General features: G+C 34.7%; 17 protein-coding genes and 2 tRNA genes. 10 read left to right on the plus strand and 9 right to left on the minus strand.

Features of this window, described 5'->3' with window-relative positions:
- Nucleotides 1-732 precede the first annotated feature (732 nt).
- The 4 genes from B5V81_RS00710 to B5V81_RS08675 all read right to left on the minus strand — a co-directional run bounded on the left by B5V81_RS00710 (nucleotide 733) and on the right by B5V81_RS08675 (nucleotide 3870).
- Nucleotides 733-960: a hypothetical protein gene (locus tag B5V81_RS00710; RefSeq protein WP_212111228.1), complete on the minus strand. Its 228-nt coding sequence runs from the start codon at nucleotides 958-960 to the stop codon at nucleotides 733-735.
- On the minus strand, nucleotides 957-1619 hold the full coding sequence (gene bgtA / locus B5V81_RS00715; protein WP_212111230.1) for a gene transfer agent endolysin BgtA: 663 nt from the start codon (nucleotides 1617-1619) through the stop codon (nucleotides 957-959). Before bgtA ends, B5V81_RS00710 begins: the two co-directional genes overlap by 4 nt.
- A 1337-nt stretch (nucleotides 1620-2956) precedes the next feature.
- Nucleotides 2957-3032, minus strand: a tRNA-Thr gene (locus B5V81_RS00720).
- Between the two features lie 511 nt (nucleotides 3033-3543).
- The gene (locus B5V81_RS08675) at nucleotides 3544-3870 is read right to left on the minus strand and encodes a hypothetical protein (RefSeq protein ID WP_244979310.1); all 327 of its coding nucleotides are present in this window, start codon (nucleotides 3868-3870) and stop codon (nucleotides 3544-3546) included.
- Nucleotides 3871-4035: 165 nt separating this feature from the next.
- Here B5V81_RS08675 and B5V81_RS00725 point away from each other — a divergent pair, with 165 nt between their 5' ends.
- From B5V81_RS00725 to B5V81_RS00745, 5 genes are all read left to right on the plus strand, one after another.
- Nucleotides 4036-5463, plus strand: a complete 1428-nt coding sequence (locus B5V81_RS00725; RefSeq protein ID WP_212111423.1) for an amino acid permease — start codon at nucleotides 4036-4038, stop codon at nucleotides 5461-5463.
- Between the two features lie 40 nt (nucleotides 5464-5503).
- Nucleotides 5504-6184, plus strand: coding sequence for an energy-coupling factor ABC transporter ATP-binding protein (locus tag B5V81_RS00730; protein WP_212111231.1), 681 nt, complete (start codon nucleotides 5504-5506; stop codon nucleotides 6182-6184).
- Complete coding sequence (locus B5V81_RS00735) at nucleotides 6181-6819, plus strand: energy-coupling factor transporter transmembrane component T family protein (protein WP_212111232.1); 639 nt, start codon at nucleotides 6181-6183, stop codon at nucleotides 6817-6819. Before B5V81_RS00730 ends, B5V81_RS00735 begins: the two co-directional genes overlap by 4 nt.
- Nucleotides 6820-6834: 15 nt before the next feature.
- A complete protein-coding gene (locus tag B5V81_RS00740; RefSeq protein ID WP_212111233.1) occupies nucleotides 6835-7389 on the plus strand; it encodes a biotin transporter BioY in 555 nt (184 codons plus the stop codon).
- 310 nt (nucleotides 7390-7699) lie between these two features.
- Nucleotides 7700-8254: a biotin transporter BioY gene (locus B5V81_RS00745; RefSeq protein WP_212111234.1), complete on the plus strand. Its 555-nt coding sequence runs from the start codon at nucleotides 7700-7702 to the stop codon at nucleotides 8252-8254.
- A 1979-nt stretch (nucleotides 8255-10233) separates the two neighbouring features.
- Here B5V81_RS00745 and B5V81_RS00750 read toward each other — a convergent pair.
- A tRNA-Phe gene (locus B5V81_RS00750) sits at nucleotides 10234-10309 on the minus strand.
- 401 nt (nucleotides 10310-10710) lie between these two features.
- Between B5V81_RS00750 and B5V81_RS00755 the strand changes: the two genes are divergently transcribed.
- The 3 genes from B5V81_RS00755 (at nucleotide 10711) to B5V81_RS00765 (ending at nucleotide 15232) form a co-directional block, all read left to right on the plus strand.
- Nucleotides 10711-11874: a phosphoserine transaminase gene (locus B5V81_RS00755; protein WP_212111235.1), complete on the plus strand. Its 1164-nt coding sequence runs from the start codon at nucleotides 10711-10713 to the stop codon at nucleotides 11872-11874.
- 408 nt (nucleotides 11875-12282) lie between these two features.
- Nucleotides 12283-13572: an adenylosuccinate synthase gene (locus B5V81_RS00760; RefSeq protein ID WP_212111236.1), complete on the plus strand. Its 1290-nt coding sequence runs from the start codon at nucleotides 12283-12285 to the stop codon at nucleotides 13570-13572.
- Nucleotides 13573-13810: 238 nt separating this feature from the next.
- Entirely contained in the window at nucleotides 13811-15232 is a 1422-nt protein-coding gene (locus B5V81_RS00765) for a hypothetical protein (protein WP_212111238.1), read from the plus strand.
- 194 nt (nucleotides 15233-15426) lie between these two features.
- Here B5V81_RS00765 and rpoH read toward each other — a convergent pair whose 3' ends face one another.
- The 3 genes from rpoH to B5V81_RS00780 all read right to left on the minus strand — a co-directional run bounded on the left by rpoH (nucleotide 15427) and on the right by B5V81_RS00780 (nucleotide 18925).
- Nucleotides 15427-16311 carry an RNA polymerase sigma factor RpoH gene (gene rpoH / locus B5V81_RS00770; protein WP_212111240.1) on the minus strand — a complete coding sequence of 295 codons (885 nt, stop codon included), beginning with the start codon at nucleotides 16309-16311 and terminating at the stop codon, nucleotides 15427-15429.
- A 148-nt stretch (nucleotides 16312-16459) separates the two neighbouring features.
- Entirely contained in the window at nucleotides 16460-17464 is a 1005-nt protein-coding gene (locus tag B5V81_RS00775) for an RluA family pseudouridine synthase (protein ID WP_212111241.1), read from the minus strand.
- Nucleotides 17465-17494: 30 nt separating this feature from the next.
- Nucleotides 17495-18925 (minus strand): aldehyde dehydrogenase family protein, encoded by a 1431-nt coding sequence (locus B5V81_RS00780; protein WP_212111242.1) that lies wholly within the window; start codon nucleotides 18923-18925, stop codon nucleotides 17495-17497.
- 461 nt (nucleotides 18926-19386) lie between these two features.
- Here B5V81_RS00780 and B5V81_RS00785 point away from each other — a divergent pair, with 461 nt between their 5' ends.
- Together B5V81_RS00785 and B5V81_RS00790 are read left to right on the plus strand one after the other, a co-directional pair.
- Nucleotides 19387-21963 (plus strand): DNA translocase FtsK, encoded by a 2577-nt coding sequence (locus B5V81_RS00785; protein ID WP_212111243.1) that lies wholly within the window; start codon nucleotides 19387-19389, stop codon nucleotides 21961-21963.
- A gap of 809 nt (nucleotides 21964-22772) precedes the next feature.
- Nucleotides 22773-24473, plus strand: a complete 1701-nt coding sequence (locus B5V81_RS00790) for a PAS domain-containing sensor histidine kinase (protein WP_212111244.1) — start codon at nucleotides 22773-22775, stop codon at nucleotides 24471-24473.
- Between the two features lie 19 nt (nucleotides 24474-24492).
- On the opposite strand, the gene mscL is transcribed toward B5V81_RS00790, so the two are convergent.
- Nucleotides 24493-24903 carry a large conductance mechanosensitive channel protein MscL gene (gene mscL, locus B5V81_RS00795; protein ID WP_212111245.1) on the minus strand — a complete coding sequence of 137 codons (411 nt, stop codon included), beginning with the start codon at nucleotides 24901-24903 and terminating at the stop codon, nucleotides 24493-24495.
- Nucleotides 24904-25164 lie beyond the last annotated feature (261 nt).

Raw genomic sequence — 25164 nt, forward strand, 5'->3', positions numbered from 1 at the left:
ATTGGAGTTGCATGTTATTTCACGGATAGGGAGCTTACCTATAGAAAAATTAATAGCCAATATCATCAGCAATGTTTTCGCATCCCTTTAGCATAAAAAAGTAGATATAATGTGAAAAGATTTAGTTTATCTTCACGGGTATGACGGTAAAAAACCGAAATAACGTTATTTACAAATCACATAAAACCAACATCTTTGTACAGTTTTGTGGATTAGTTTTCTTAAAGTATGGACAGATCTATAGACATTGTTTTTCCTGAAGACAACTTTTCATATCATTAGATCTTTGAGCGGCAATAACAGAGCAATCCATAGCATGTTTTTTCTCTTATTTTGATAAGATAACAGAGATCCCCTTAGAATATATTGGATACACTCAATCATTTTACGTGAATATAATCAGTTGAATTCTTTCCTCTCAAACCACCCCCCCTTATCACTCCTATTAAATTCAGTCACTCCAACTAAATTAAGAGACTATCAAAGTATTTTAACCCTTTAAGTGCACTTCTGTTTTAATTTGAATGTACGTACTTCTTTCAAATTTTTTCATTGATTAATGTTTCAGAGGAATTATATTTTCATCATTTTTCTTTTCGTGTATGCCTCCACCCACATAGACGCTCACCTTGTTCGTTATGTTTTAGAATATCTCTTGCCAAATTAGGGCTAATGACATTGATATCTTGTCGATTCAAATAAATTGGCAGCCATCCAATACAAGAGGTTCGTTCATTCGTCGCGCAACCAGTTAGAAAGCTTATTGCGCACATCAGCATCACTTTTCTTGTTAATTTCATTTTCTACCTCAAGCCGTGTTTTCGCTATATTAAAAGCTTCCTTTGTTTGTTTTTGCTTCTCAACTTTTTTCCCAAGGAAAAAGGCTTTCACTAAAGCTATAAGAAAAGCTGCTATGATTGCTGACGTCATCGTCAGATATTTTTTTATCCATAAGATCATAGGCGGTGTTCCTGAAAACGTTTAGCAATATATACCATAGCTGTACAAGCAGCTAAAACCATAATGCCTGCTAAGGCCCATTGGACAGGACCATTTCCGACAAAAAGCCCCCCAAGCCCTGAAAAAGAGCCTATGACTGGGGCAAGAGCTTCTATTTTGCAAATGCCTGTCACACCTTCTGACTCGACTACATGATAATTAGGGGCAACATGAGCTCCTTTCGCCCATAACCCTGCTTCAGCTGCTCGGCGATTGACAAGACCGCGGATACGTTTTCCTTTTACTCTTGTCCATTTTTGCAATTCAGTTGGTACGGCTTCATATTCACCTTTATTGAGTTTTTTTAAAAGCGTAGAATTGCAAAAAGCTTTTATTCCTACATTATAGCAAAATGACACTAATGCCGCGAATTGCTCATCATTTAAAGGAAGGGTAACGGATTTTTCAACAACGGCTTCACACTCTTTCAAGTCCTGGCAAAGAATTTTTTCAGCTTCTTTTTCCGTGATTTGCATGTCTTTATGGACAGTTGGAGCGCCAGCTGCACTTGTATGCCCATAACCAATTGTCCATATCCCACCGGAATCCTCATAGGACTTTAAACGCAAGCCCTCCCATTGCTTAATCAGTGTAAGCCCTTCTGTTGATATTTTTCGCATTATTTTTTTTACCCTATAAAAAAACCTACACAAAGCAGGATATGAATTCAAAACCTTCATCTACTCAATTTTTAAGAACGAAACGATGAAAAAGACTCATTGAACTAAAGCGACCATAGCATGATATATTAAAGGCCATATCGTTTTTAATTATAACAAAGATCACTTTAACCACTATTCATTTTGTAGTAATTAATTTTTTCTTGATCCTAAATAAAATAAACTTTCGATAAACTAATTTATAATCAGCTATTCCACTTATAAATATAATTGATCCAGAATCATTTAGAGAAAAGTCACTTGAAAAATTTCAATACCTCTAGCGAAGAAAAGCTCTTTTCAATAAAAATATAATAATTAACGAAATAATAGACATTATATTTCTAAATAATCCTAAAATCCATAACACACGTAACATAAATTTCTATAAAACAAAAAAATACATTATAATAAACATTCTACATCTGCTAATTACCTTAGAATCGACATATCAAACACATAATGTATTATACATATTTAACCAAAAAAGCTATAGTTAATTTAATTAGTATTTATTTTTTTTCTCTCATTGCTTCATTTCTTTAAAAACATACCTTCATGAATGATTTGAAATAAACTGTTACATCAATTTATTATAAATTTACATAAAAACATAATGGATATTTATCCATTTCTTATCGTCTGTTTCCAACAGAAACAATATATTAGAGGAGCATATGCAATGATATTTGATGGTTTTTAAAAGAATATTATACCGTAATAGATTTGGACAGTAATCTTGGTTATATATTTTTTATACGAATAACACTTTCGTCTTTTTCATATAAAGTGTTTTTGGGGCATTTGGGGCAAGAGTATTATCTTTGTCTGGAGTTTTATTGGTCACATTTCCAAGCAACATCTTAAACAAATCAATCAAGCTTTTGAATTTTTTAGGGGCAATAACACAAGGGATATAAAAGATTTTGATAAAAGCTTCTTGAAGTTAGAGAGGAAATTTTTCCCTCCCTACTTTTTCATCCATTTATGTAAAAAATGAGATGCTCTTTGATAATGGCCATAGATATTTAATAATCCGTGAATGTATAGCTTTTTGCACCCAAAACCACGCTCGTAATTGGGGGCCTCAAGGTGTATTTCCAAAGCCATACAAACTAGAAAGAGCCGTTAAGGTGTAGAAAAAAGAGTCGCAACATTTACCCTAGAGAGAAATACGGAGTAAATAACAACAAATTAGATAAAATTTTATAAATTTCAAAGGATGGACTAATAAGATGGTCTAAAAACAGAGAATTAAACAAAAAATTTATATATTTCAATATGTTAAAGACAAAAAGTGGTGCCGCATGCCGGATTCGAACCAGCGACCCCATCATTACGAATGATGTGCTCTACCAACTGAGCTAATGCGGCATAGATTTTTAAGTCAATGAAACAAAAACCAATTCGAGGGTAATAGCTAAAAGTATGTATAAAAGCAAGTATGCATTTTTTAGACATATAGAACAGTTTTTATAAGATTCCTCATTAATTTCAAGAAGTTTCAATCTTATAAGGAGTGCTGATATTGGAAAATTTTTTTTATATGTGATTTCTAATACTAAAACTAAGGAAGTGTTTTAGAGTGTAAAACAGCGACATAGAAAGGTATAGAGCCTTTAGTGGATTTCAATTTTTTCTATACAGAGTTTTCTTATCGGCGCGGATTAAATTTATTCGCTAATTTCTTTGAATTGATGCAAATGGAGTGATGTTATCATTATCTATAAAAATCATAAGTAATAGTATATATTTATATAAAGCATTGTAATCTGTTCTTATGATCAAGTAACGTTCAGTTGTTTTGATAGGGTAAGGTACTCTAAACTATATTAATTGTGTATAGTACCAGTGAGTTCTGGAAATCTTTTTCAAAATTTGTTCTTCATTTTACGTATATGATATTTTTTTGAAAAGGCTTTGGTTTTTCGTAAGTTAAGATACAAAATACTATTGCTAAAGCACCAAAGATAGACCATGCTGGTAAATAAGTGAGAGTAATGCAAATTGAGGACAGAAAATCAGGCATTATTTTACATAGAGATTGATTAAGATTATAGATATCTGTTTGCAGAAGGTTTGCTAAAATTTTATTAAGGGGGGTTGTTGTCCAATGTGATGTGATTACAGAGTGTGCGTTGTCAATGACCAATGCTATAATTGCTAGTGTAACGAAAATGAAGGTCATTAATTTAAATAAAAGGTGGAGCATATTTTTTTCTTAAATTTTAACAGGACATACGTATAATGCATAGAAAAATAAGGAGTTGCATTATTACAAGAAAATAAATTTACGTTTGTGTTGTGCTTTTTGAAAAAGGTGCATAATTTTTTCGATAAAAGTTGAGGTTAGCTTCAACAAAAGTAACGAGGCATGATGTTTAACAAAAAGAACAATGAATTAAAACGTAATCTTCAAAATCGTCATATTCAAATGATTGCTTTAGGAGGCGTTATTGGAACGGGTCTTTTTTATGGTTCAACAGAATCTATAAAATTGGCGGGTCCTTCGACTATTCTCGCTTATCTTTTTGGGGGCCTTATTATTTATTTCATCATGCGAATGCTTGGTGAAATGTCAGTAGAAGAACCTACATCGGGTGCTTTTAGTTTTTTTGCTTATAAATATTGGGGAAGTTTAGCAGGTTTTATAACAGGTTGGAATTATTGGTTTCTTTATATTCTGGTCAGTATGACCGAACTTACAGTGATTGGATTTTATTTAGATCATTGGATTTTGATTGATCATTGGAAGTCATCTTTTGTTGTTCTTGTGTGTGTGACATTGATCAATTTGTTGAATGTTCGTTTTTACGGTGAATTTGAATTTGGTTTGGCTTTGATTAAAGTTGCAGCCGTTGTTGGTATGATTATTTTTGGAATTTTTCTTATTGTCACTAGAATAGGTGGATATCAAGTAGGCATTCATCGTCTTTGGGAATATGGTGGTTTTTTCCCTTATGGGATAGAGGGAGTTATTTTAGCTACATGTGTGGTGATGTTTTCTTTTGGGGGAACAGAGCTGATTGGTGTTGCTGCTGGAGAAGTATCAAATCCAACAAAAACAATTCCCACAGCTATTCGTAAGGTTATGTGGAGAATTGTAATTTTTTATGTTGGTTCTATTAGTGTTATTATGATGCTCAATCCGTGGAATATAATTGAGAAAAACGGGAGTCCTTTTGTAACAATTTTTGAGACGATAGGAATTCCAGCTGCGGGTCATATTTTGAATTTTGTGGTTATTATGGCAGCTATTTCAGTTTATAATAGTGGTATTTATTCTAATGGCCGTATGCTTTACGGTTTAGCTATACAAAAAAATGCACCCCATATTTTTAGTAAACTTAATTCTGCACGCGTTCCTTATGTTGCTATCCTATTTTCATCAATCTGTACTGCGATTATTATCATCGTTAATGCTCTTATTCCCAATAATAGTTTTATGCGGATCATGGCTCTTGCTACAGCAGCAGCGGTTATTACTTGGGGCATGATTGTTATTGTTCATTTGAAGTTTCGAAAGGCTCATAGGGACAAAAAAGAGCCGTTTATTTATGCTTTTGGTTTATATCCTTACGCTAACTATTTTTGCTTATGCTTTCTTGTTTTATTATTTTGTATAATGTTTATAAGTGGTTTTGGACAAAATGGATTCATAGCTCAACTGTTTGAGATGATAGGAATAAAGGCATCTTTTCTTAGGTCATATATTCCAGTGCAGATGCCTGATATGAGTTTGGCAGTCATTATTATTCCTCTATGGTGCTTGTTTTTACTTTTAGGTTATAAACTGAAACGATAGCGAAAGAAAAGCTAATCAAAGTGACTGATTGGAATAAATCTTGGGGCTTATAAAATTTGATAATGTGGCACAAGTCTTTGGTGAGTTGTGTGTTTTAAAGAATATTACTGTACAACTTACCGAAAGACGGATTGCTGTTATTGGTGCAAATGGTTCTGGAAAAAGTACATTTGTTCGTCTTATCAATGGGCTCCAATTACCATCTCACGGTTTTGTAAGCGTTGATGGACTCGATACCAAACGCGATGCGAAAGCGGTAAAGCGTAAAGTTGGATTTGTTTTTCAAAACCCTGATAATCAGATTGTTTTACCATTAGTTGAAGAAGATTTATCCTTTGGCCTTAAAAATTTGAAGCTTAGTAAAGATGAAATTAAGGAACGTGTAGATGAAATTTTACAGCGCTATGAACTTCAAGATTTCAGAAATCACGCTGTTCATTTATTAAGTGGTGGGCAAAAACAACTCGTTGCTATTTCCAGCGTAGTTGCCATGAAACCAGATTACATTATTTTTGATGAGCCGACGACATTACTTGATTTGCGAAATAAACATCGCGTTACGCAAGTGATAGAAGAATTACCACAAACGGCAATAGTTGTATCGCATGATTTGGAGTTTTTGAAAAAGTTTGATAGAGTACTGGTTTTTGATAAGGGGGAGATAGCAATAGATGATGTACCTTTTGTTGCTATCAAGGAGTATATAAGAAGAATGTCATGATCGGTTTATATATTTCAAGGGATACATTTATTCATAGGTTAAGTCCTAGCGTTAAGTTATTATTTCTTACAGTATGTGGAACTTTTATAATAATGGTTTCATCCATACCACTTCTTGGACTCTTTTTATTGTTTGTTATCTTATTCTATAGAGTTGCTAAGGTTCCTTTTAGTACTGTGATAAAGCAATTTAAATCGATGGGATTGCTTTTAATTCTTCTATTTTTATTTCAAACTATTTTTGGCGGCTGGCTTACAGGAGTTGAGGTTATATTACGTCTTGTTGTCCTTTTTTCTTTATCATCACTCATTTCATTCACAACAAAAGTTTCAGATATGGTGGATGCAATTGAAGTAGGGCTTCGGCCTTTTCGTTGTTTTGGTATAAATCCATCAAAAGTGAGTATTGTTATCTCTATGGCAATCAGGTTTATTCCTCTTTTAAGTGAAAAGTTTCATGAGGTCCATGAAGCACAGCAAGCACGGGGACTTAATACTAACATTGTTGCTCTTGCAATACCTTTAATTATACGGACCATAAGGATGGCTTCAGAAGTGGCTGAAGCATTGGAAGCGCGTTCTTATGATGCTGATACTATTGATACAGCATCTCATAATAATCCAAGTTTTTTGTAGTAAAGGAAGAATCAAATGAATACTAAAGATTTAGTCTACATAGCTTTATTTGCTGCTATTTATGCTGTTTTAAGTCTTTTCCCTCCTGTTTATCTTCCTTTTCTTCTAGGAGTCCCTATTACAGCTCAGTCGATAGGACCGATGTTAGCAGGGTCTATACTTGGGGCAAAAAGGGGGGCTCTCGCATCGCTCCTTTTTCTTATACTTGTTGCGATTGGATTGCCTCTATTGCCAGGAGGTCGTGGTGGGATAAGTGTCTTTTCAGGGATTGCTAGTGGTTATTTGATAGGTTTTCCATTTTCCGCATTTTTTATTGGTTTAATGGTAGAGTTGTTTTGGCAGCGGTTAAATTTTATACTCTTATTCTTGATAAATACTGTGGGCGGTATAGGAATTGTCTATGCTTTTGGTATTCCATGGACAGCATATATGACTAAAGTTTCTTTACTGAAAGTTTTAATCGCTTCCTCAGGTTTTTTGATAGGTGATTGTTTAAAAGTATTGATTGCATCCTTTGTTGCACTTGCAATTAAAAGATCTGTTCCGCTCATTTATTCAAAGAAAAAATAGGTTTTATTTTGAATGTATTATTATAATGCCATACAGTTAATAAAAAATAATAAGCTAAAATAAATGTATCATTTTGTCATGTTGCTATTATGTGATGTTTATAGATCATCGCAAGTCTATTAAGTTTAAATATATAGTCATTTATGATATAATTAAACATTGTAGAATCTAAAATGATTCATATAAGTAATATTATTATAATATTTTTCTTGATATCTAAGGCATTGGAAGTATGCTTTTAGAAAGCTGATATTTTTGATTAATTATACGATAATAACTAAAGCTTTACCATAATGAAGGGGATAGTCCAGTGAATACAAAAGATTTAGTCTATATAGCTTTGTTTGCTGCTATTTATGCTGTTTTAAGTCTTTTCCCTCCTGTTTATCTTCCTTTTCTTCTAGGAGTCCCTATTACAGCTCAGTCGATGGGACCGATGTTAGCAGGGTCTATACTTGGGGCAAAAAGGGGGGCTCTCGCATCGCTCCTTTTTCTTATACTTGTTGCGATTGGATTGCCTCTATTGCCAGGAGGTCGTGGTGGAATGAGTGTTTTTTCAGGAGTTACGAGTGGTTATCTCATCAGTTTTCCTTTTGCTGCATTTTTCATTGGCTTATTGGTTGAGTTATTTTGGCAGCGCTTAAATTTTATACTCTTATTCTTGATAAATACTGTGGGTGGTATAGGCGTTGTCTATGCTTTTGGTATTCCATGGACAGCGTATATGATACAAGTGCCTTTGCTAACAGTTTTAATAAGTTCATTAGGTTTTTTAATTGGTGGTTTTTTGAAGGTGCTGATTGCATCTTTTGTAGCACTTACCATTAAAAAAACTGTTCCTCTCATTCATTTCGAGAAAGGGTAGTTCTGATTCTTGAATGAAGTTTTGTATTACAGTACATGAGAAAAGTAGAACACAAATAGTAATAATACAAAATATTTTTGTCTTGTTTTTGTGTTTTAATGAAATATAATATATAGAAAATAAATAATTTATTATAAATTCTAAATTTAAATTATACAGTATATCTTATAAAATAATATATTGGTATTTAAAAAGCTCATTATTTCACGTATTAAATAATATTATTTTTCAATTTTTCATATATTTTAATGGTTTATTAAAATAAATTTACAAAGAAATATGTTTTTATTAAAATATAATATAGACACAAAAATATATCTATGTTAATTTCATTATGAATATTTATTAAGTGAGGGAAATTATAAAAATGATTTTAAAGTATCTATTTACTCTATGTGCTATATTATTAATTTTTTTATCTACAGTGAAAGCATCTGAACGTACATCTTTTCAAGAAGAATCATATTTTACTATTACTCATACTATTTCTTCATCAGATCTACTTCTTAGTAAACAGAGCAATTTTTTATTAAATAAAATTATTTTACCATCTCATCCTGGTAAGCATAATTTATTTTGGGAAAATATGATATCTTTTTTTCAAAAAGCAAAACACGTATATACTAATTTGGGAATGTATTTATATTATTCAATATTTTCTATATTTAAATGGTAGATTATTTGTTTTTTTTAGGAATAATTTTATTATCATTATTATAAATAATAATATATCTATATTTAATAAACAAATTATGTATATTAATATTCTAAAAATTTTATCTACTATAGAAATAGTTTATAGTATGTAAGCATTAAAGATGGACTTAAGTAAGTTTTTATAGTAATATTAAAAAAATAATAATATTTTATAAAATGATGAGAATGATTAGGTTATTTGCAATAATTATTTTTGAACTTTGCGCTAATTGATTTTTAAGTTTTTACTTCGTTGAAAGAGTGGTATAAGTATTTTAATCTTTTTAAGATGGATGAGTGTCAATTTCATAAAATTTTTAGAGCAAATGATGTGGGGTAGATGCGAAGCAACCAATCGATTGATCATTTCCTTTTAATTTGGTTTTCTGACTTTCAAAAGCCCCCACATCAATATCTTTTTAATAATGGAAATTATGCTTTTATGTTTCACGTTCTTTAATAGAGTGATGTCTCTTATTTACAAAGAGAACAATTCAAACGCGATATACTTGTTGCTTCAATTTATGAGTTTGCTTTAAAAAGGCATCTTTTAGAGTACATCACACCAATTTTGTGATGATGCTTGTGATGATGCTTATGAATAGTGTAATGCTAAAGCCTCTGCGAATAATATATACTAGGATATCAGCATCTTTACAGTTAAGAAGGAGCAAGTCGATACCCTCGTACACTTTTGTCAGTTACCAATGTTTTGTTATAGCTCTTGGCTCTGAGATGGTTCATAAAATGTTTCCTATCCACTTACTAGCCACCCTTGTGATGTGTAAGCAAGTGATTTTAAATGAAAGATCTACGATATTCAGGTTTCTCATTCAACATATAAAACAACAAATTATGATGACATAATCAACACATTGTATATTTACAACGACTTAATATAAATTAAAAAAACTTTTATAAAAACACGAGCTTCCTTTGATACTTTCAATAATTTTGTAGTAGGTGTTTCATATTTCTTAGAAAGAGTAATTATTATCGAGGATAACTTTGATACAGATAATACCATGAATATGACGCACACTATCAAAAAATTCCAAGACCAAATTAACGTTGAAGTATAATAATCGTAGAAAGATTTTTTAAGGATTCATCTTGTTAGAAATGAAAAAGTTTAGAGTGCACAAATCAACAAAACACCTCAAAAATAAATCCTGATTCACAATAATTAAAAGGCATATTGCAAAATCCTATTCTCTTACTTTTATTTGGGGCCCCACACTTAAAAAAAACAGTCAAAATATGAGTTATTAGAAACAAAAAAGTGGTGCCCAGACGCGGATTCGAACCACGGACACGCGGATTTTCAGTCCGCTGCTCTACCTACTGAGCTATCTGGGCATGCCTCATAAAAAATATAGAGCGTGTGCGGTTATAACATTAAAATTTTCTCTGTCCAGTCATCAAAAGAAAAATAATTGATTTTTTAATCAGTTTTTCTCCCTATTCCGGAGAGGTATCAATGAATCTTTATCATAAAATAAACTTGATAGGTATATTATGATACGTTAATGTATCGTTATCAGAATGCTATCTTATCGTGGTGATGATACGAAAAAAATTAAAAGAATCAATAGAGAGGCATGATTTAGAAAGATTGTTTTACAAAGTTTCCGTGATTTTAAAGCCTACAAAATAATAGAAAACATTTTTGATTTTTTTCTAAAAAGACTTTTGATTAGTCTTTATAACAATTTGTTTTTCTTTATAAAGGAAGAAAAACATCTAAAAGGGGAGAAATAATGATAATGTTACAAAAACCAAGCAGTCGTCCCAAGAATACGAATTTTTCTTCAGGTCCTTGTAGCAAACGGCCAGGTTGGACTTTTGATGTTCTTAAAAATGCATTAGTTGGACGTTCGCATAGATCGAGAGAAGCAGAGTTAAAGCTTGCTGAAGTTGTTAATTTAACCCGTGAAATTCTTGAGGTTCCTTCTGATCATCGTATAGGAATTGTGCCAGGATCAGATACCGGTGCTGTTGAAGCTTCTTTATGGTCTTTATTAGGTGAGCGTGGCGTTGATATGGCGGCGTGGGAAAGTTTTGGATTTGGGTGGAATAAAGATGTTGTTGAACAATTAAAACTTTCTGATGTGCGCCGTTTTGAAGCCCCATATGGTGAAATACCAGATTTAACCCAACTTAATTTTGATCGTGATGTTGTTTTTACATGGAATGGGACAACTTCCGGTGTGCGTATTCCTAATGCGGATTTCATTCCGGATGAGCGGTCAGGATTGACTATTTGTGATGCAACATCAGCAGCTTTTGCACAATATCTTGATTTTTCAAAATTGGATGTTGTTACTTTTTCGTGGCAAAAAGTTTTGGGAGGTGAAGCAGCACATGGCATGGTGATTTTAAGTCCTCGTGCTGTTGAGAGGCTTGAGAATCATGTTCCAGCTTGGCCTATGCCTCAGCTTTTCTGTATGACAAAAAATGGAAAATTGAATGAAGATATTTTTAAAGGAAAGATCATCAATACGCCTTCTATGCTTTGTGTTGAGGATTTTCTTGATGGGTTGAAGTGGGCAAAGTCTCTCGGAGGTGCAGCGGCATTAAGAGCACGGGTTGAGAAGAACTCTTCTGTACTCGATGCTTTTGTTCGTAAAACACCATGGTTAGAATATTTGGCAAAAGATCCTGAGGTACGTTCTAACACATCTATTTGTTTAGATATTGTGGATCCAGTGATTACTGCTTTAGATATTGAAAAGCGAATATCTTTTATAAAAGCGGTTGTAAGGCGTCTTGATGAGGAAGGTGTTGCTTATGATATCGGTTCGTATCGCGATGCTCCTCCTGGGCTTCGAATTTGGGCGGGTATAACGATTGAGGCTTCCGATCTTGAAATTTTAACACAATGGCTTGAATGGGCGTTCCAAGTTGAAAAAGCAGAGCTTTAAATAATGACTGGTGATTTTTACACCGTGTTTTTAAACAGAAAAAATGATACGAGAGATTATGATGATCTTTCGTATTCTTGTATTAGACAAACAATTTTTAAATGATTGATATGCAACTTCTAAATAATTGATATAAATTATAAAAGATTAAGAAGGGAAGTGAATACTTTGCAAGGTTTTGGGTAAAGCACAAATTAAAATCTCTAATTTTTTTACTTTTTGTAGCAAAAATGACAGATTTAGAATATTTTGGTGTTTGCTTATCTTTATTATCATAGATTTGAAAATTTAATTACTTGAAGATTGAGAAAAACCTGAAATGAGGAGTCGCACTTGCTCTAAGGTTTCGTTATGAAGAAGTATTTGTTTTTGAATGCTGGTTTTTGACCAAACACGACGGAGAAAGTTATGGCCAATGTAGTTGTTGTCGGTACACAATGGGGTGATGAAGGCAAAGGTAAAATTGTAGATTGGTTGTCTGAGCGGGCAGATATCGTTGTGAGATATCAGGGCGGACACAATGCTGGCCACACATTGGTTATTGATGGAGTGAGTTATAAATTATCACTTTTACCGTCTGGTTTAGTTCGTGGGAAGTTATCAATCATTGGTAACGGTGTCGTTGTTGATCCTCATCATTTTGTTGCAGAATTAAAAAAGTTATGTGATCAGGGTGTAAAAATTACACCAGAAATTTTACGGATTGCTGAAAATGCTCCTTTAATTCTTTCTTTGCATCGTGATCTTGATGCGATTCGAGAAAGCGGTTTATCAGGTTTAAAGATTGGGACAACAAAGCGTGGTATTGGGCCGGCTTATGAAGATAAGGTGGGACGTCGAGCTATCCGAGTGATGGATTTAGCAGAAAAAGATACGCTTATGGCTAAAATTGAGCGGCTTTTGAGGCATCATAATGCTTTGCGTCGTGGGATGGGGGTTGCAGAGATTGATTCTCAAGCGCTTTATGATGAATTGATGCAAGTTGCAGATAAAATTCTGCCCTTTATGGATAGTACATGGCGTCTTTTAGATGAAGGTTATCGAGAGGGAAAGCACATTCTTTTTGAAGGGGCGCAAGGTGCTTTACTCGATAATGATTTTGGAACTTATCCTTATGTAACATCATCGAATACAGTTGCTGGGCAGGCATGTACAGGATCTGGGATGGGGCCTAGGGCCATTCATTATGTTTTGGGTATTGCAAAAGCTTATACCACACGTGTTGGAGAAGGGCCGTTTCCGACAGAGCAGATAAATGATATTGGTGAATTTCTTGGGACACGTGGACATGAATTTGGTGTTGTAACGGGTCGAAAGCGTCGATGTGGTTGGTTTGATGCCGTTTTAGTCCGTCAGATGGTAGCAATTTGTGGTGTTCAAGGTATAGCATTGACAAAACTTGATGTTCTAGATGGTATGGATGAAATAAAAATTTGTATTGGTTATGAGCTTGATGGCAGAAAAATTGACTATTTACCTTCTTCCATGGGAGCTCAAGCCCGTGTAAAGCCTATTTATGAAACATTAGAAGGTTGGAAGGAAAAAACGGCCCATACATTGAGATGGGAAGATTTACCAGTGCAGGCTGTTAAATATATACGCTATATCGAAGAATTGATTAATACAAAAGTGGCTTTATTATCTACAAGTCCGGAACGTGAAGATACTATTCTTATTGCTGATCCCTTTGCAAATTGATTATTGTTTTTTAGGTTTCTATATAGATTCTTTTTCCATTTCTATATCTTTTAACGAAGAGCATTTTTAAGAGCGTGTGAGAGAAAGGTGTAAAATAACATTGTTTATTTTTCATATTCATTTTACATTATTACGATAGTTGCACCAATATAAATGACAATTAATTTATGAGGCTAAAAGGTTTTTTGGCTGTAGGGTTGAGATTTCTTTTCTCAGTTTAAGAGAGATTATAGAGGAAATGGTAGATTTCGTTGGAATCTTAAAAAAGGCAATTAATGCGCAAAATAATGTTACACCACAAGTGCGCAAGCGGATTTATAAACGGGCTATCGAAACATTAGAACATCAATTTTTAACAGCGAAAATACCGCAAGCAATAGCAGATGAGCAAAGAAAAATTCTTAAAAATTCTATTACAACTGTTGAAGAAGAATATTTAGCAGTTGAAAAGAAGTTGCTCTCTTCAGTTATTGGATGGAATCCCACAAATATAAATGAAGATAAAAAATATACAAAAGACAATATATTACCAAAGAATAATGAATTTTCAGTGGTAAACAAAAAAAGCAAGCAGGATTTTGTGATATGTTCAAAGGATAACAAGGGGGGTGATGATCCTTGTGTATTAGATATGCCAGAGGCAGAACCTGTTAATATGGAAGCTTATTTTCCTTCTGAGCATGTTAATCGCTGTACGTTAAAGGTTTCTTCTTCACAAGAAGATAATCCGCATATTGTTTCACATATTTTTTCTCAAGCTTTACGTCGTGCTAATAAATCATTGGTGCAAAGACGTATTATGATAAGCGCTGTTTCTGTTGTGAGTTTTGTTGTTTTAACTGTTGGTATTTTATTTATTGGTGGGCGTGTATTTGTATCAAATGATCATCAGTTGTTAGGAGAAAATCTTCAAGTTTCTCATGGGTTACCAAAGGCACTTTCGGTTAAAAGAAAGTTAACACAGCGTTTATTAGAGGATGGAAGTGAAGTTGATGTTGGTTTAAAACAAGCAGCAGATTCTTCTGATGAAGAAGGAATATCAACAGTTGTTGCCAGTAATTTACAATCGCTTGAAAAATCAGGTGAAGCTGTTTTTTATCAAGCACGTACAAGTGATGATGCAGAAAAGGTAGCAACGGGAAGTGCTCGTTGGACGCTTATAAGGGAATCTCATGTAAAGGGAGCTCCGGAAGAAATGGCTATACAAGGTGATATAAAAATTCCCGATGAAGGATTATCATTACGGTTAATTTTACGTCGTAATACCGATCGGTCATTTCCCGCTGCATATATTATGGATCTTATTTTTATTCTTTCTGATAAGTTCTCAGGTAAATCTATAAGCAATGTTCAAGCATTAACCTTTAAAGCAAGTGAACAATCCATTGGGCAGGCTTTAACAAGGACTATCGCAGCAAAAATTAAAGATGATTTTTTTCTTGTTGCATTAAGTGGTAATCATCCATTTCTTGACCGAAATTTACAATTGATGCGAAAATTAGACTGGATACGTTTGGTGTTAACGGATAAAAATGGACGTATCAATGAATTAACTTTTGCAAAAGGACCAACAGGTGAGTCTATCTTTAATGAAGTTATTGGACAATGGCTTGCGCAACAAGATAAGTTAACAGTTCTTGGTCAAAAAAATAAAACATAGATGAAAATAAGATAAAAGATTATTTCTTCCCATCCGTTTTTATCGGTTATACTTGGATGTGTTCAATAAAGCTTACACGCCAATAACTCAAAGAATGTGCGAGATTCATTTACCAGTATAAAGCCAATAAATGCTTTTCTTACTTTCAATTGAAGAATGTGCAAGCAATTGGCTTTATACCTAATTCTAGAGTCTTATATTTGACTTTGAGATAAAGCAGAATCTCTGATAGAGTTTTGTACTTTTTCAAATGCACGCATTTCAATTTGTCTTACTCGTTCTCGACTAATATTAAATTCACCAGAGAGTTCTTCTAGAGTTAAAGGTATATCGTTTAAACGACGCGCTTTGAATATACGCCTTTCGCGGTCACTGAGATTGTCCATAGCATTGACAAGCATGGAACGACGATTTTCCAATTCACTTTTTTCCATTAAAACTTGTTCTTGATTGTTAGATTCATCCACCAACCAATCTTGCAATTCGCTGCTTTCTCCTTCTTTCGTGCGAAGGGACGCATTAAGTGAAGTATCACCCCCAAGTCGGCGATTCATCGATACAACTTCATCTTCTGTGACATTCAATTGGGTCGCAATTTCTTTTACTTGTTCTGCATTGAGATCACCGCTATCAAGTGCTTGAAGCTTATTTTTTAACTTACGAAGGTTGAAAAATAAACGCTTTTGATTAGCTGTTGTCCCCATTTTCACCAAACTCCAAGATCGCAAGACATACTCTTGGATTGATGCTTTAATCCACCATATTGCATAGGTCGCAAGACGAAAACCACGCTCTGGTTCAAAACGTTTAACGGCTTGCATAAGTCCAATATTGCCTTCTGAAATGACTTCTCCAATCGGAAGTCCATAGCCACGATATCCCATCGCAATTTTAGCGACAAGACGCAAATGACTGGTAACCAGCTTATGTGCAGCTTTTAAGTCATTATGCTCACGGTAACGTTGAGCTAACATGTATTCTTCTTTTGGCTCAAGTATCGGAAAACGACGCACCTCTTCCAAGTAACGGTTTAATCCACCATCACCTGTGATGACTGATAACAAATTTATATGGGCCATATAGCACCCTCCTTTTATCTGAATTCCCTGATAAGGCAAATTCTCCGTTTAAGATAGCCAACTATCCTTGTAACTTCACTTTAGCATATTTTTCAATTTTGTTCAAAAAAAGATATTTTATTGTGAAATCTTGAGACGGAAAAAAGTTTCAATTCATTTTTTTTAAATGCTTAATAAGTTGAGCCATATCTTGTGGCATTGGTGCAGAAAACGACATAACTTTTCCAGAAGAAGGATGTTCAAAAGTAAGACTTGTGGCATGGAGTGCGTGTCGGTTGAATTGATCGATTGCATTTTTAATAGTGGGATTGAGTGTATTTGATTTTGTTTTAAAAGCGTTTCCATAAACCGTATCACCTATGAGTGGATGTCCGATATGAGCCATATGAACACGGATTTGATGGGTGCGTCCGGTTTCCAGACGACATTCCAGAAGGCTAGCAAAAGATGTTAAGTCTGCATGAGTACCATATTTTTCAAGCAGAGAAAAATGTGTAACAGCATGACGAGCATGAGGGTTTTGGTTATGGACGACAGCTTGCTTTGTTCGGTTATGGGGCGAACGGCCAAGTGGTGCATCAATTGTCCAAGTATTGCGGTGAGGTGTCCCCCAAATTAAGGCATGATAACGTCGATCTAGTGCGCAGGTACGTCCATGATCAGAAAATTGAGCACTGAGACTCTTGTGAGCGAGATCATTTTTTGCAATAATCATAACACCGCTTGTATTTTTATCAAGACGATGGACAATGCCAGGGCGTTTAACACCACCTATACCAGATAAACTATTCCCACAGTGGTAAATAAGGGCATTAACCAATGTACCAGTCCAATTGCCGTTCCCAGGGTGAACAACAAGACCCGCTGGTTTGTTAATAACGATGACATGATCATCCTCAAAAAGAATGTCCAATGCAATGGCTTCAGCGCTAGGTTCTGCATCACGAAGGCTAGGCATTTCCAATTCAATTATTTGGTTCGGTTTTAATTTTGTTTTTGGTTCCTTTATGAATTGACCATCAATTTTAAGACACCCTTCACGGATGAGGGTTTGCAAACGTGAACGTGAGAGCACATTATGATATTCTTTTGCAAGCCACTGATCAAGACGTTGCCCCAGAGCACCTTCATCCGTTACTTTCTGTATGACCATATGATTCCTATTAGGTTTTTAATAAGATTTTTACCAGTATGAAATTGCTTTGCTATCGAGAAATTCTTTAATTCCCCAATGTCCGCCTTCACGGGCGCGTCCAGAGAATTTTACACCTCCAAAGTAGCTTCCGTCCGGTAATCCATGTCCATTAACTTCTACCATACCGGATCGTACTTGTGCCACAATACGACGACATTTGTTACGATCTTGCGATTGAATATAGTTTGTTAGACCATACTCAGTGTCATTTGCTAAAGCGATGGCTTCTTCTTCTGTACTGAAAGAAAGAATCGAGAGAACTGGACCAAAGATTTCTTCTTTGAAAATACGCATATGAGGTTTTACATCAGCAAAGACTGTGGGACGGACATAATAACCGCGTTCCATCCCTATAGGTAAACCAGTTCCACCTGCAACAAGAGTTGCTCCTTCATCAATTCCCGATTGAATAAGATCTTGGACTTTGTCGTATTGTTGTTTTGAAACGACGGGTCCAATATGATTACCTTCTTGGCAGTTTGGTCCTACTTTTGTCGTTTCTGCAATATCTTTGGCTATTTTGATGGCTTTGTCATAGATGTTCTGTTCCACAAGCATACGAGTTGGTGCATTACAACTTTGACCACTATTATAAAAGCAATGTCGCACACCACGCTGAATAGCATCTGAGTCGGCATCAGCAAAGATAATATTTGCGCCTTTCCCTCCAAGTTCCAGACAGACTCTTTTTAAAGTAGCGCTGGCATTTTTAGAAATATTTTTTCCTGCTCTAGTTGAACCAGTAAAGCTGATCATTTCTAAATCTGGATGTGCTGAGAGGTAAGAGCCAACAGTTATACCATCACCATTGATTAAATTAAAAACACCGGCCGGAAGTGCAGCTTCATCTAAAATTTCAGCAAAAAGCATAGCGGAAAGAGGTGCAATTTCAGAGGGTTTTAGCACCATGGTACAGCCAGCCAAAAGAGCAGGGATAACTTTAAGAGTTACCTGATTCATGGGCCAATTCCATGGCGTAATTAATCCTACGACGCCGATAGGATCGTAGTGAAGGATTGCTTGCTCATTTCCCTTTACTAAAGTTTCTTGGAATGAAAACGCTTTATAAGCCTCGATAAAATCGCGAATGTGGGAACTGCCGGTTGCGGTTTGCGCATTAAGCGCCATATCGATAGGTGCTCCCATTTCCATTGAAATGGTTTTAGCCATGTCTTTGGAACGTTTTTCATAGATCTCTAAAATTTTTTCAACAAATCCAAGACGCTCGCTTGGTAAGGTTGTTTTCCATTTTTGAAATGCTTCTTTCGCCGCATTAATTGCTTTATCGGCATCTTTTGTGCTTCCAAGGCTAATGACAGCACAAGCTTTTTCTGTTGATGGATTAATGACGTCAAAATCGTAAGGAGTACTTGGATCATCCCACAGGCCATTGATATAAAATTTCCGTTTATTAAACATAATTTACTCCCTTTTTTCTATTTGTGTTTATGTAATTATAATCATCTTAGTCTAAGCCTTTTTAAACGAGGATAACAAGGATAATCTTATGAAAACACGAGAAATTAGATTGTGTTATACGCATCAAATATGGAGTGTTAAATAGAAAAATGCTTCTATAACGGGTTTTATTATTGGAACTAATCGTTTTTATAAAATGGGAGGGGAAAAGAAGTATAGACAATTTTCTTGATGCTTTTTATCATGAAGTTTTTTTTCAAAATAAATGAAATACGAGCGATAGGCACCATAAATTGGGCAATTTACTTCATAAATCTTAAAAGAGAATATATGTATTTGGGCCTTATTTTTTTCATTAAAAAATAACCATCAGCAAAAAGTTATTAACCTTCATATGATAGTTTCTATGAATTCTTTTTGAAAATATCATTTTTCTCATTGCTATAAATTTGTTGGGTGCCATGCATAATTCGAAAACAAAATCTATTTCTACGTCTTCTTTTTCTGATGATGGTAAGGAAGATGCCTCAAGAGAAGATTTATCTATTAGGATTACTGAGATATTTCCCTATCCGGAAGTGTGGAAAAAGGCATTTACTCTCGGAAAAAATGTTCGCTTTACACGAACGCCAGAAGTTGAGATTTTACGTCGTCGTATAGAAGCAGATCCAATTTTTGCAAAACAATTTAAAATTTTTACGAAGCAAGATAGGAAAAGAATTACCGACATTGTACATGGTAACAAGAAGACAACAAACGTTTCATCGCCAAAAAAAGTCATTAATCCCCAATCGTTAGAGAATAAAACCTCAGTTTGTCATTCAACGGTTTTAAAGCAGTTGTCACAAAAAACGACGAGCATACCATCAGCCCATATTCCTCTTAAGGAGAATAAACAAGAGCATGAATTACAAGTGAAAATTGTACCACAAAAAATAAAGCCTGCTTTGCACCTTTCCGATGATGCATTTTTTGAGTGTGGATCTTTGATATTTGAACATATGGAGACTCAAATTTCAAAAGAGGATAGCACACCAATTGATACGACAAATGAAATTACACCTGATGCCTCTTCTGCTTTTGATGAGTCAATAACTGCTCTTTATCGTGTTCTTGAATACCGCTTTCCGCAGCTCTATGATTCAATGACATTAGAATCTCCAGCGGAAATGATGAGAGGCGTTGAGCAAATTTCTGATTTAATGAATACGAATAATGAGACTATGAAGGAGTCTAAAGAGTCTCATTCTAAACTTTCTATTGAAGAGTCTGCTCACCTGTTAAATGGTCCTGAGGCTTTAAGTGATACTGGGGAAACTATAGAGACTGAAGAAACCCATAATACTCTTGCTTATAAGACTGTCGACTGTATAACAGAAGATATCACAAAGAATTCAAAAGAATTGTCTGTGATGCAAGCAAACAGTAAAACTAAAACATTGCAATCTACCCACACATCATTAGGCCATTATAATTCTTCTTTTATGAAAAATATTCAATCTATTGACAGTGATGTTTATGAATTTCCTCCGATCAATTTATTACAAAAACCTGTTTTTCATGAAGGGACGATGATTTCTCAGGAAACATTAGAACGTGGTGCTGGACTTTTGGAAAGTGTTTTGGAAGATTTTGGCATTAAGGGTGAAATTATCCATGTTCATCCGGGGCCAGTAGTGACAATGTATGAATTTGAGCCCGCTGCGGGTGTAAAGTCATCGCGTGTTATTAATCTTTCTGATGATATTGCGCGTTCTATGTCTGCTATTTCTACACGCGTTGCTGTCATTCCTGGACGTAATGTTATTGGGATTGAGTTGCCCAATGCTGTTCGTGAAACGGTTTATTTACGGGAATTAATCCAAACGCGTTCTTTTCGTGAAAGTGAATTTAAACTTGCTCTTGCTTTGGGGAAAGGGATTAATGGTGAACCTGTTATTGCAGAATTGGCAAAAATGCCTCATTTATTGGTTGCAGGGACAACAGGATCAGGAAAATCTGTTGCAATTAATACAATGATTTTGTCAATTCTTTATCGGATGACTCCACAGCAGTGTCGTTTGATTATGGTTGATCCTAAAATGTTAGAGCTTTCTGTTTATGATGGCATTCCACATCTTTTAACACCTGTTGTAACAGATCCTAAAAAAGCGGTAACTGCTTTAAAATGGGCAGTTCGAGAAATGGAAGAACGTTATCGCAAAATGGCTAAGTTAGGTGTGCGTAATATTGATGGTTTTAATGCACGTGTTGCACTTGCGGCTCAAAAAGGCGAAACGATCATGTGTACTGTGCAGTCGGGTTTTGATAAAGAAACAGGGGAAATGCTTTATCATGAAGAAGCCATGGATCTCACACAGCTTCCTTATATTGTCGTGATTGTTGACGAGATGGCTGATCTCATGATGGTGGCAGGGAAAGAAATTGAGAATGCCATTCAGCGCTTAGCGCAAATGGCGCGTGCGGCAGGTATCCATCTTATTATGGCAACGCAGCGTCCTTCTGTTGATGTTATCACAGGGACAATTAAAGCCAACTTTCCTACTCGCATTTCTTTTCAGGTTACATCAAAAATTGATAGTCGTACGATTTTAGGTGAACAGGGGGCTGAAACACTTTTAGGTCAAGGAGATATGCTTCATATGGCAGGGGGGGGGCGTATTGTGCGCGTTCATGGACCTTTTGTCTCTGATGAAGAAGTTGAATCCGTCGTTGCACATCTTAAAATGCAAGGGAAACCTGATTATTTAGCGACCGTCACTGATAATGAAGGCGAAAACAATGAGGATGCTTCCGTTGATTCAACGTCTGAAGTTTTTGAGGAAGAAGATTTTGATGAAGAGGGTGAGAGGCTTTATAATCAAGCTGTAAAGATTGTTATGCGTGATAAAAAATGTTCAACATCTTATATTCAGCGCCGACTTTCAATCGGCTATAATAAAGCTGCTTCTCTCGTTGAGAAGATGGAAGAACAAGGTATTGTGGGAGCTGCTAATCACGTTGGAAAACGTGAAATTCTGCTCAATGAAAGAAAATAAATAGGCACATTTAAAAAAGCATATTTAAAAATATGTGTTTTTAAAATGTTTGACAGTCATTATTGAAATAGCGAATACATATTTTATTTTTCAAAGCAGATGTGACCATCTATTTATTTTTTTAAGAGTAATATTAAAAAATTGAGTGGAGAGTTATAAGGCAATCTTTTGATTATTCATGAGGAGAACAAGCTTATCCGAAAGGGTGAAGATGTTTTTAACATTTCTAGATAATTTTAAATGTGAATAAATAAAATAAATCTTTATATATGAGAGTGGATATTTTCTTATTGCGAGAAGATTCTTTGGTCAAATAATACGGTAGTATATTTTTTATTTTTAGCAATCTTGCTTACTGGGTTACAATTCTTACGAAGAATAGGGTGTCATTATATAATGAGGGTACGAGCGAATTCGTTCAGGAATATAAAAATGGCAAGGACGAATGCTTTAATATCCTTTATGGAGGCCTTTATATATTTTGGATGCTGTCATAAAATAAAATTGGAACCAAATATCTCTTTTAAGGGCAGGCGTATGAATGCGAAAAATAAGTATATTCTTCTAGGAATACTGTTTTATGTGAGGGGTATGTTTCTATTATTGTAATAAGCTTTTTTACAATAATAGGTGAATAAGCAATAGCGCTGGAGGATTCTTTTTACTCTTGTTTTGTTGATGAAACAGACAAAATTTTGCTACAGATAATTGATAATGAGATATCAAGTTATTTAAACGAGAGCAGGTATTTGTAAATAAATTAACATTATTCGTTTGAGAGTCAATCCAATACTTTTTTAGTTTTAGTTATGTCATTAAAAGAAGATGAGTTTAGAGCAAATGAATTAAAATGTAAGCAAGAAGCTTTTTGTTTTATACCAGAGCTTTTGCCACGGCCTTTTACGTGGAAAATCGATCACAATGGTTTATTTTGTGAAGTTTCAAAAGAGCTAGCTGAAGTTGTCGGGCCTCTCTCTTCCTCTATTTTAGGATGTAGTTTTCATGAGCTTGCTCATCAATTTAATGATGATCGATATCGGTATCTCAATCATTTTATTGAAGCAGCTATGCCGTGGAGTAAAGAAATTGTTCAATGGCCTGTTGATGGTTGCTCACAATGGCTTGATGTTGAATTATCGGCTGTGCCAATTTTTGATGTTAAAAAGCAGCTTAAAGGGTTTTGTGGCTTTGGTGTTTTAAAAATACGAGAAAAAGTTCAAGAACAAAGAGATAAAAAGCTGAAGACGGAAATGCCGTGTCTTACAGAGATAGAAGGCTCAGCTTTTCATGAGATTGCAGAGCAATTACGTGATGAATTGAATTCATCGGTAAAAGAAGAGAATTTTGCTGAAGAAACTGCTATTCAATTACCATATCCACAAACATTGCCGGTAAATGCTATAGAGCAAGCTCTCACAAAAGAACCCGCTGCGGTTTTATCGTTGTTGGAAACAGCAACAGATGGTGTTTTATGGTTAGATGAACAGGGGTTTATTCAATCGGCAAGTAGTGCAGCTTTAGCACTAATGGGTTATGAAATAAATGAACTACGAGGACAGTCACTCTCTTCATTATTTACTTTGCAAAGCCGATTTTTGGTTGAACAATATTTTAAATTAATCCGTATGAATGGGGAAAGTCAGGTTTTAAATCGTAGCGAAGCAGCTGATTTAATGACGAAAAGTCATAAAAATATAACCGTTTTGATAACGATTGTATTTTTGGCACAGCAAGGCAATTATGCTGTTATGTTGCGTGATAGGACAAAAACAGTTTCATTAGGAGAAAAAAAAGCGGAAGAGAATAAAATCGTTGAAGTTGTTCATGAAATACGAACACCTTTGAATGCTCTTATTGGTTTTGCGGAGATTATGAGAGAAGGCCGTTTTGGTTTGATAGAAAATGAGCGTTACCACGGATATTTACACGATATTATCTCATCTGGAAAACATATATTATCGCTCATTAATGAATTACTAGAATGTTCGAAAGTAAATTATTCTAATCCAAATAATCAGATTGATTCTTCTCTTATTTCTGAAACATTTGATGTGATATCTTGTTTACGTGCGACGATAGCTTTTCTTGAAACTCAAGCCAATCATAACGGTATTATTATGCGCATTGTTGCTCCACCGCATGTTCCATTTATTCCTGTATCACAACAAATGTTTCGCCAGATTATATGGAATCTTCTTTCCAATGCCATTCGTTTTACCCCCTTGGGTGGACAGATTATTGTTCATGTTTCTTATAGAAAAGAACGCGTAAAAATTTCCGTGAGTGATAATGGCATAGGGATGAGCGAAGAGGAAATTATACAGGCACTACAACCTTATGGTCAAGTAGAGCGCAAAGATGGACGATCTGGTGACAGTGCTTTTATGGGAACAGGCTTAGGACTCCCAATGAGTAAGGCAATGGTGGAAGAAAGTGGGGGAGAATTTTTATTATTCTCAAAACCTAATCACGGAACAACTGTGGAAATGTTTTTTCCTCATGTTCCATGATGTAAATCTTGCATAGAATTTACTTTTTCTTAGCTAAGAGATCTCTAATTTCTGTTAAAATTTGTTCTTCTGAAGAGATTTTTTTGGGGCTTTCTCCTTCTTCTTTTCTACGCATTTTATTCATAGCTTTAACAAAGAAAAAAAGAACCCAAGCAATAATGAGGAAATTGATCAGTAAGGTGATAAAGTGCCCATAGCTAATGGTTGCTCCAGCTGCTTTGGCGGCACTCACTGTCGCTTGTTTTTCGCCAGCAAGTTGAATAAACATATTTGAAAAATCAATTCCACCTGTAATAAGTCCAATGATTGGCATAAAAATATCATTGACAATTGAGTTGACTAAGCTACCAAAAGCGCCTCCGATAATCACACCGATAGCAAGATCAATCATATTACCTTTTAGGGCAAATTCTTTGAATTCTTTAAACATTGCGGTTTCCCCTTTAATGTAAGCGATATACGGTAATCTACTTACCGCTTTTGATGAAAAAGGAAAGGGCAGATTTTATTTTTAGGAGTATACTACAACATTCATATTATTTTCCAAGAACTTTATGAGGCTTAATCAATAGCTCTATGGAATCTATAGGAATGTATATCTATTTCGTAGAAAACAGCTTTTTTGATAAAAATTGTATCTGTTTTTTTTCAACGAAAAATTATATAATTTCTTCGACATTTTTATGATAAC

Origin of the sequence: Bartonella queenslandensis, assembly GCF_018155095.1 — a bacterium.
GTDB lineage: Bacteria > Pseudomonadota > Alphaproteobacteria > Rhizobiales > Rhizobiaceae > Bartonella > Bartonella queenslandensis_B.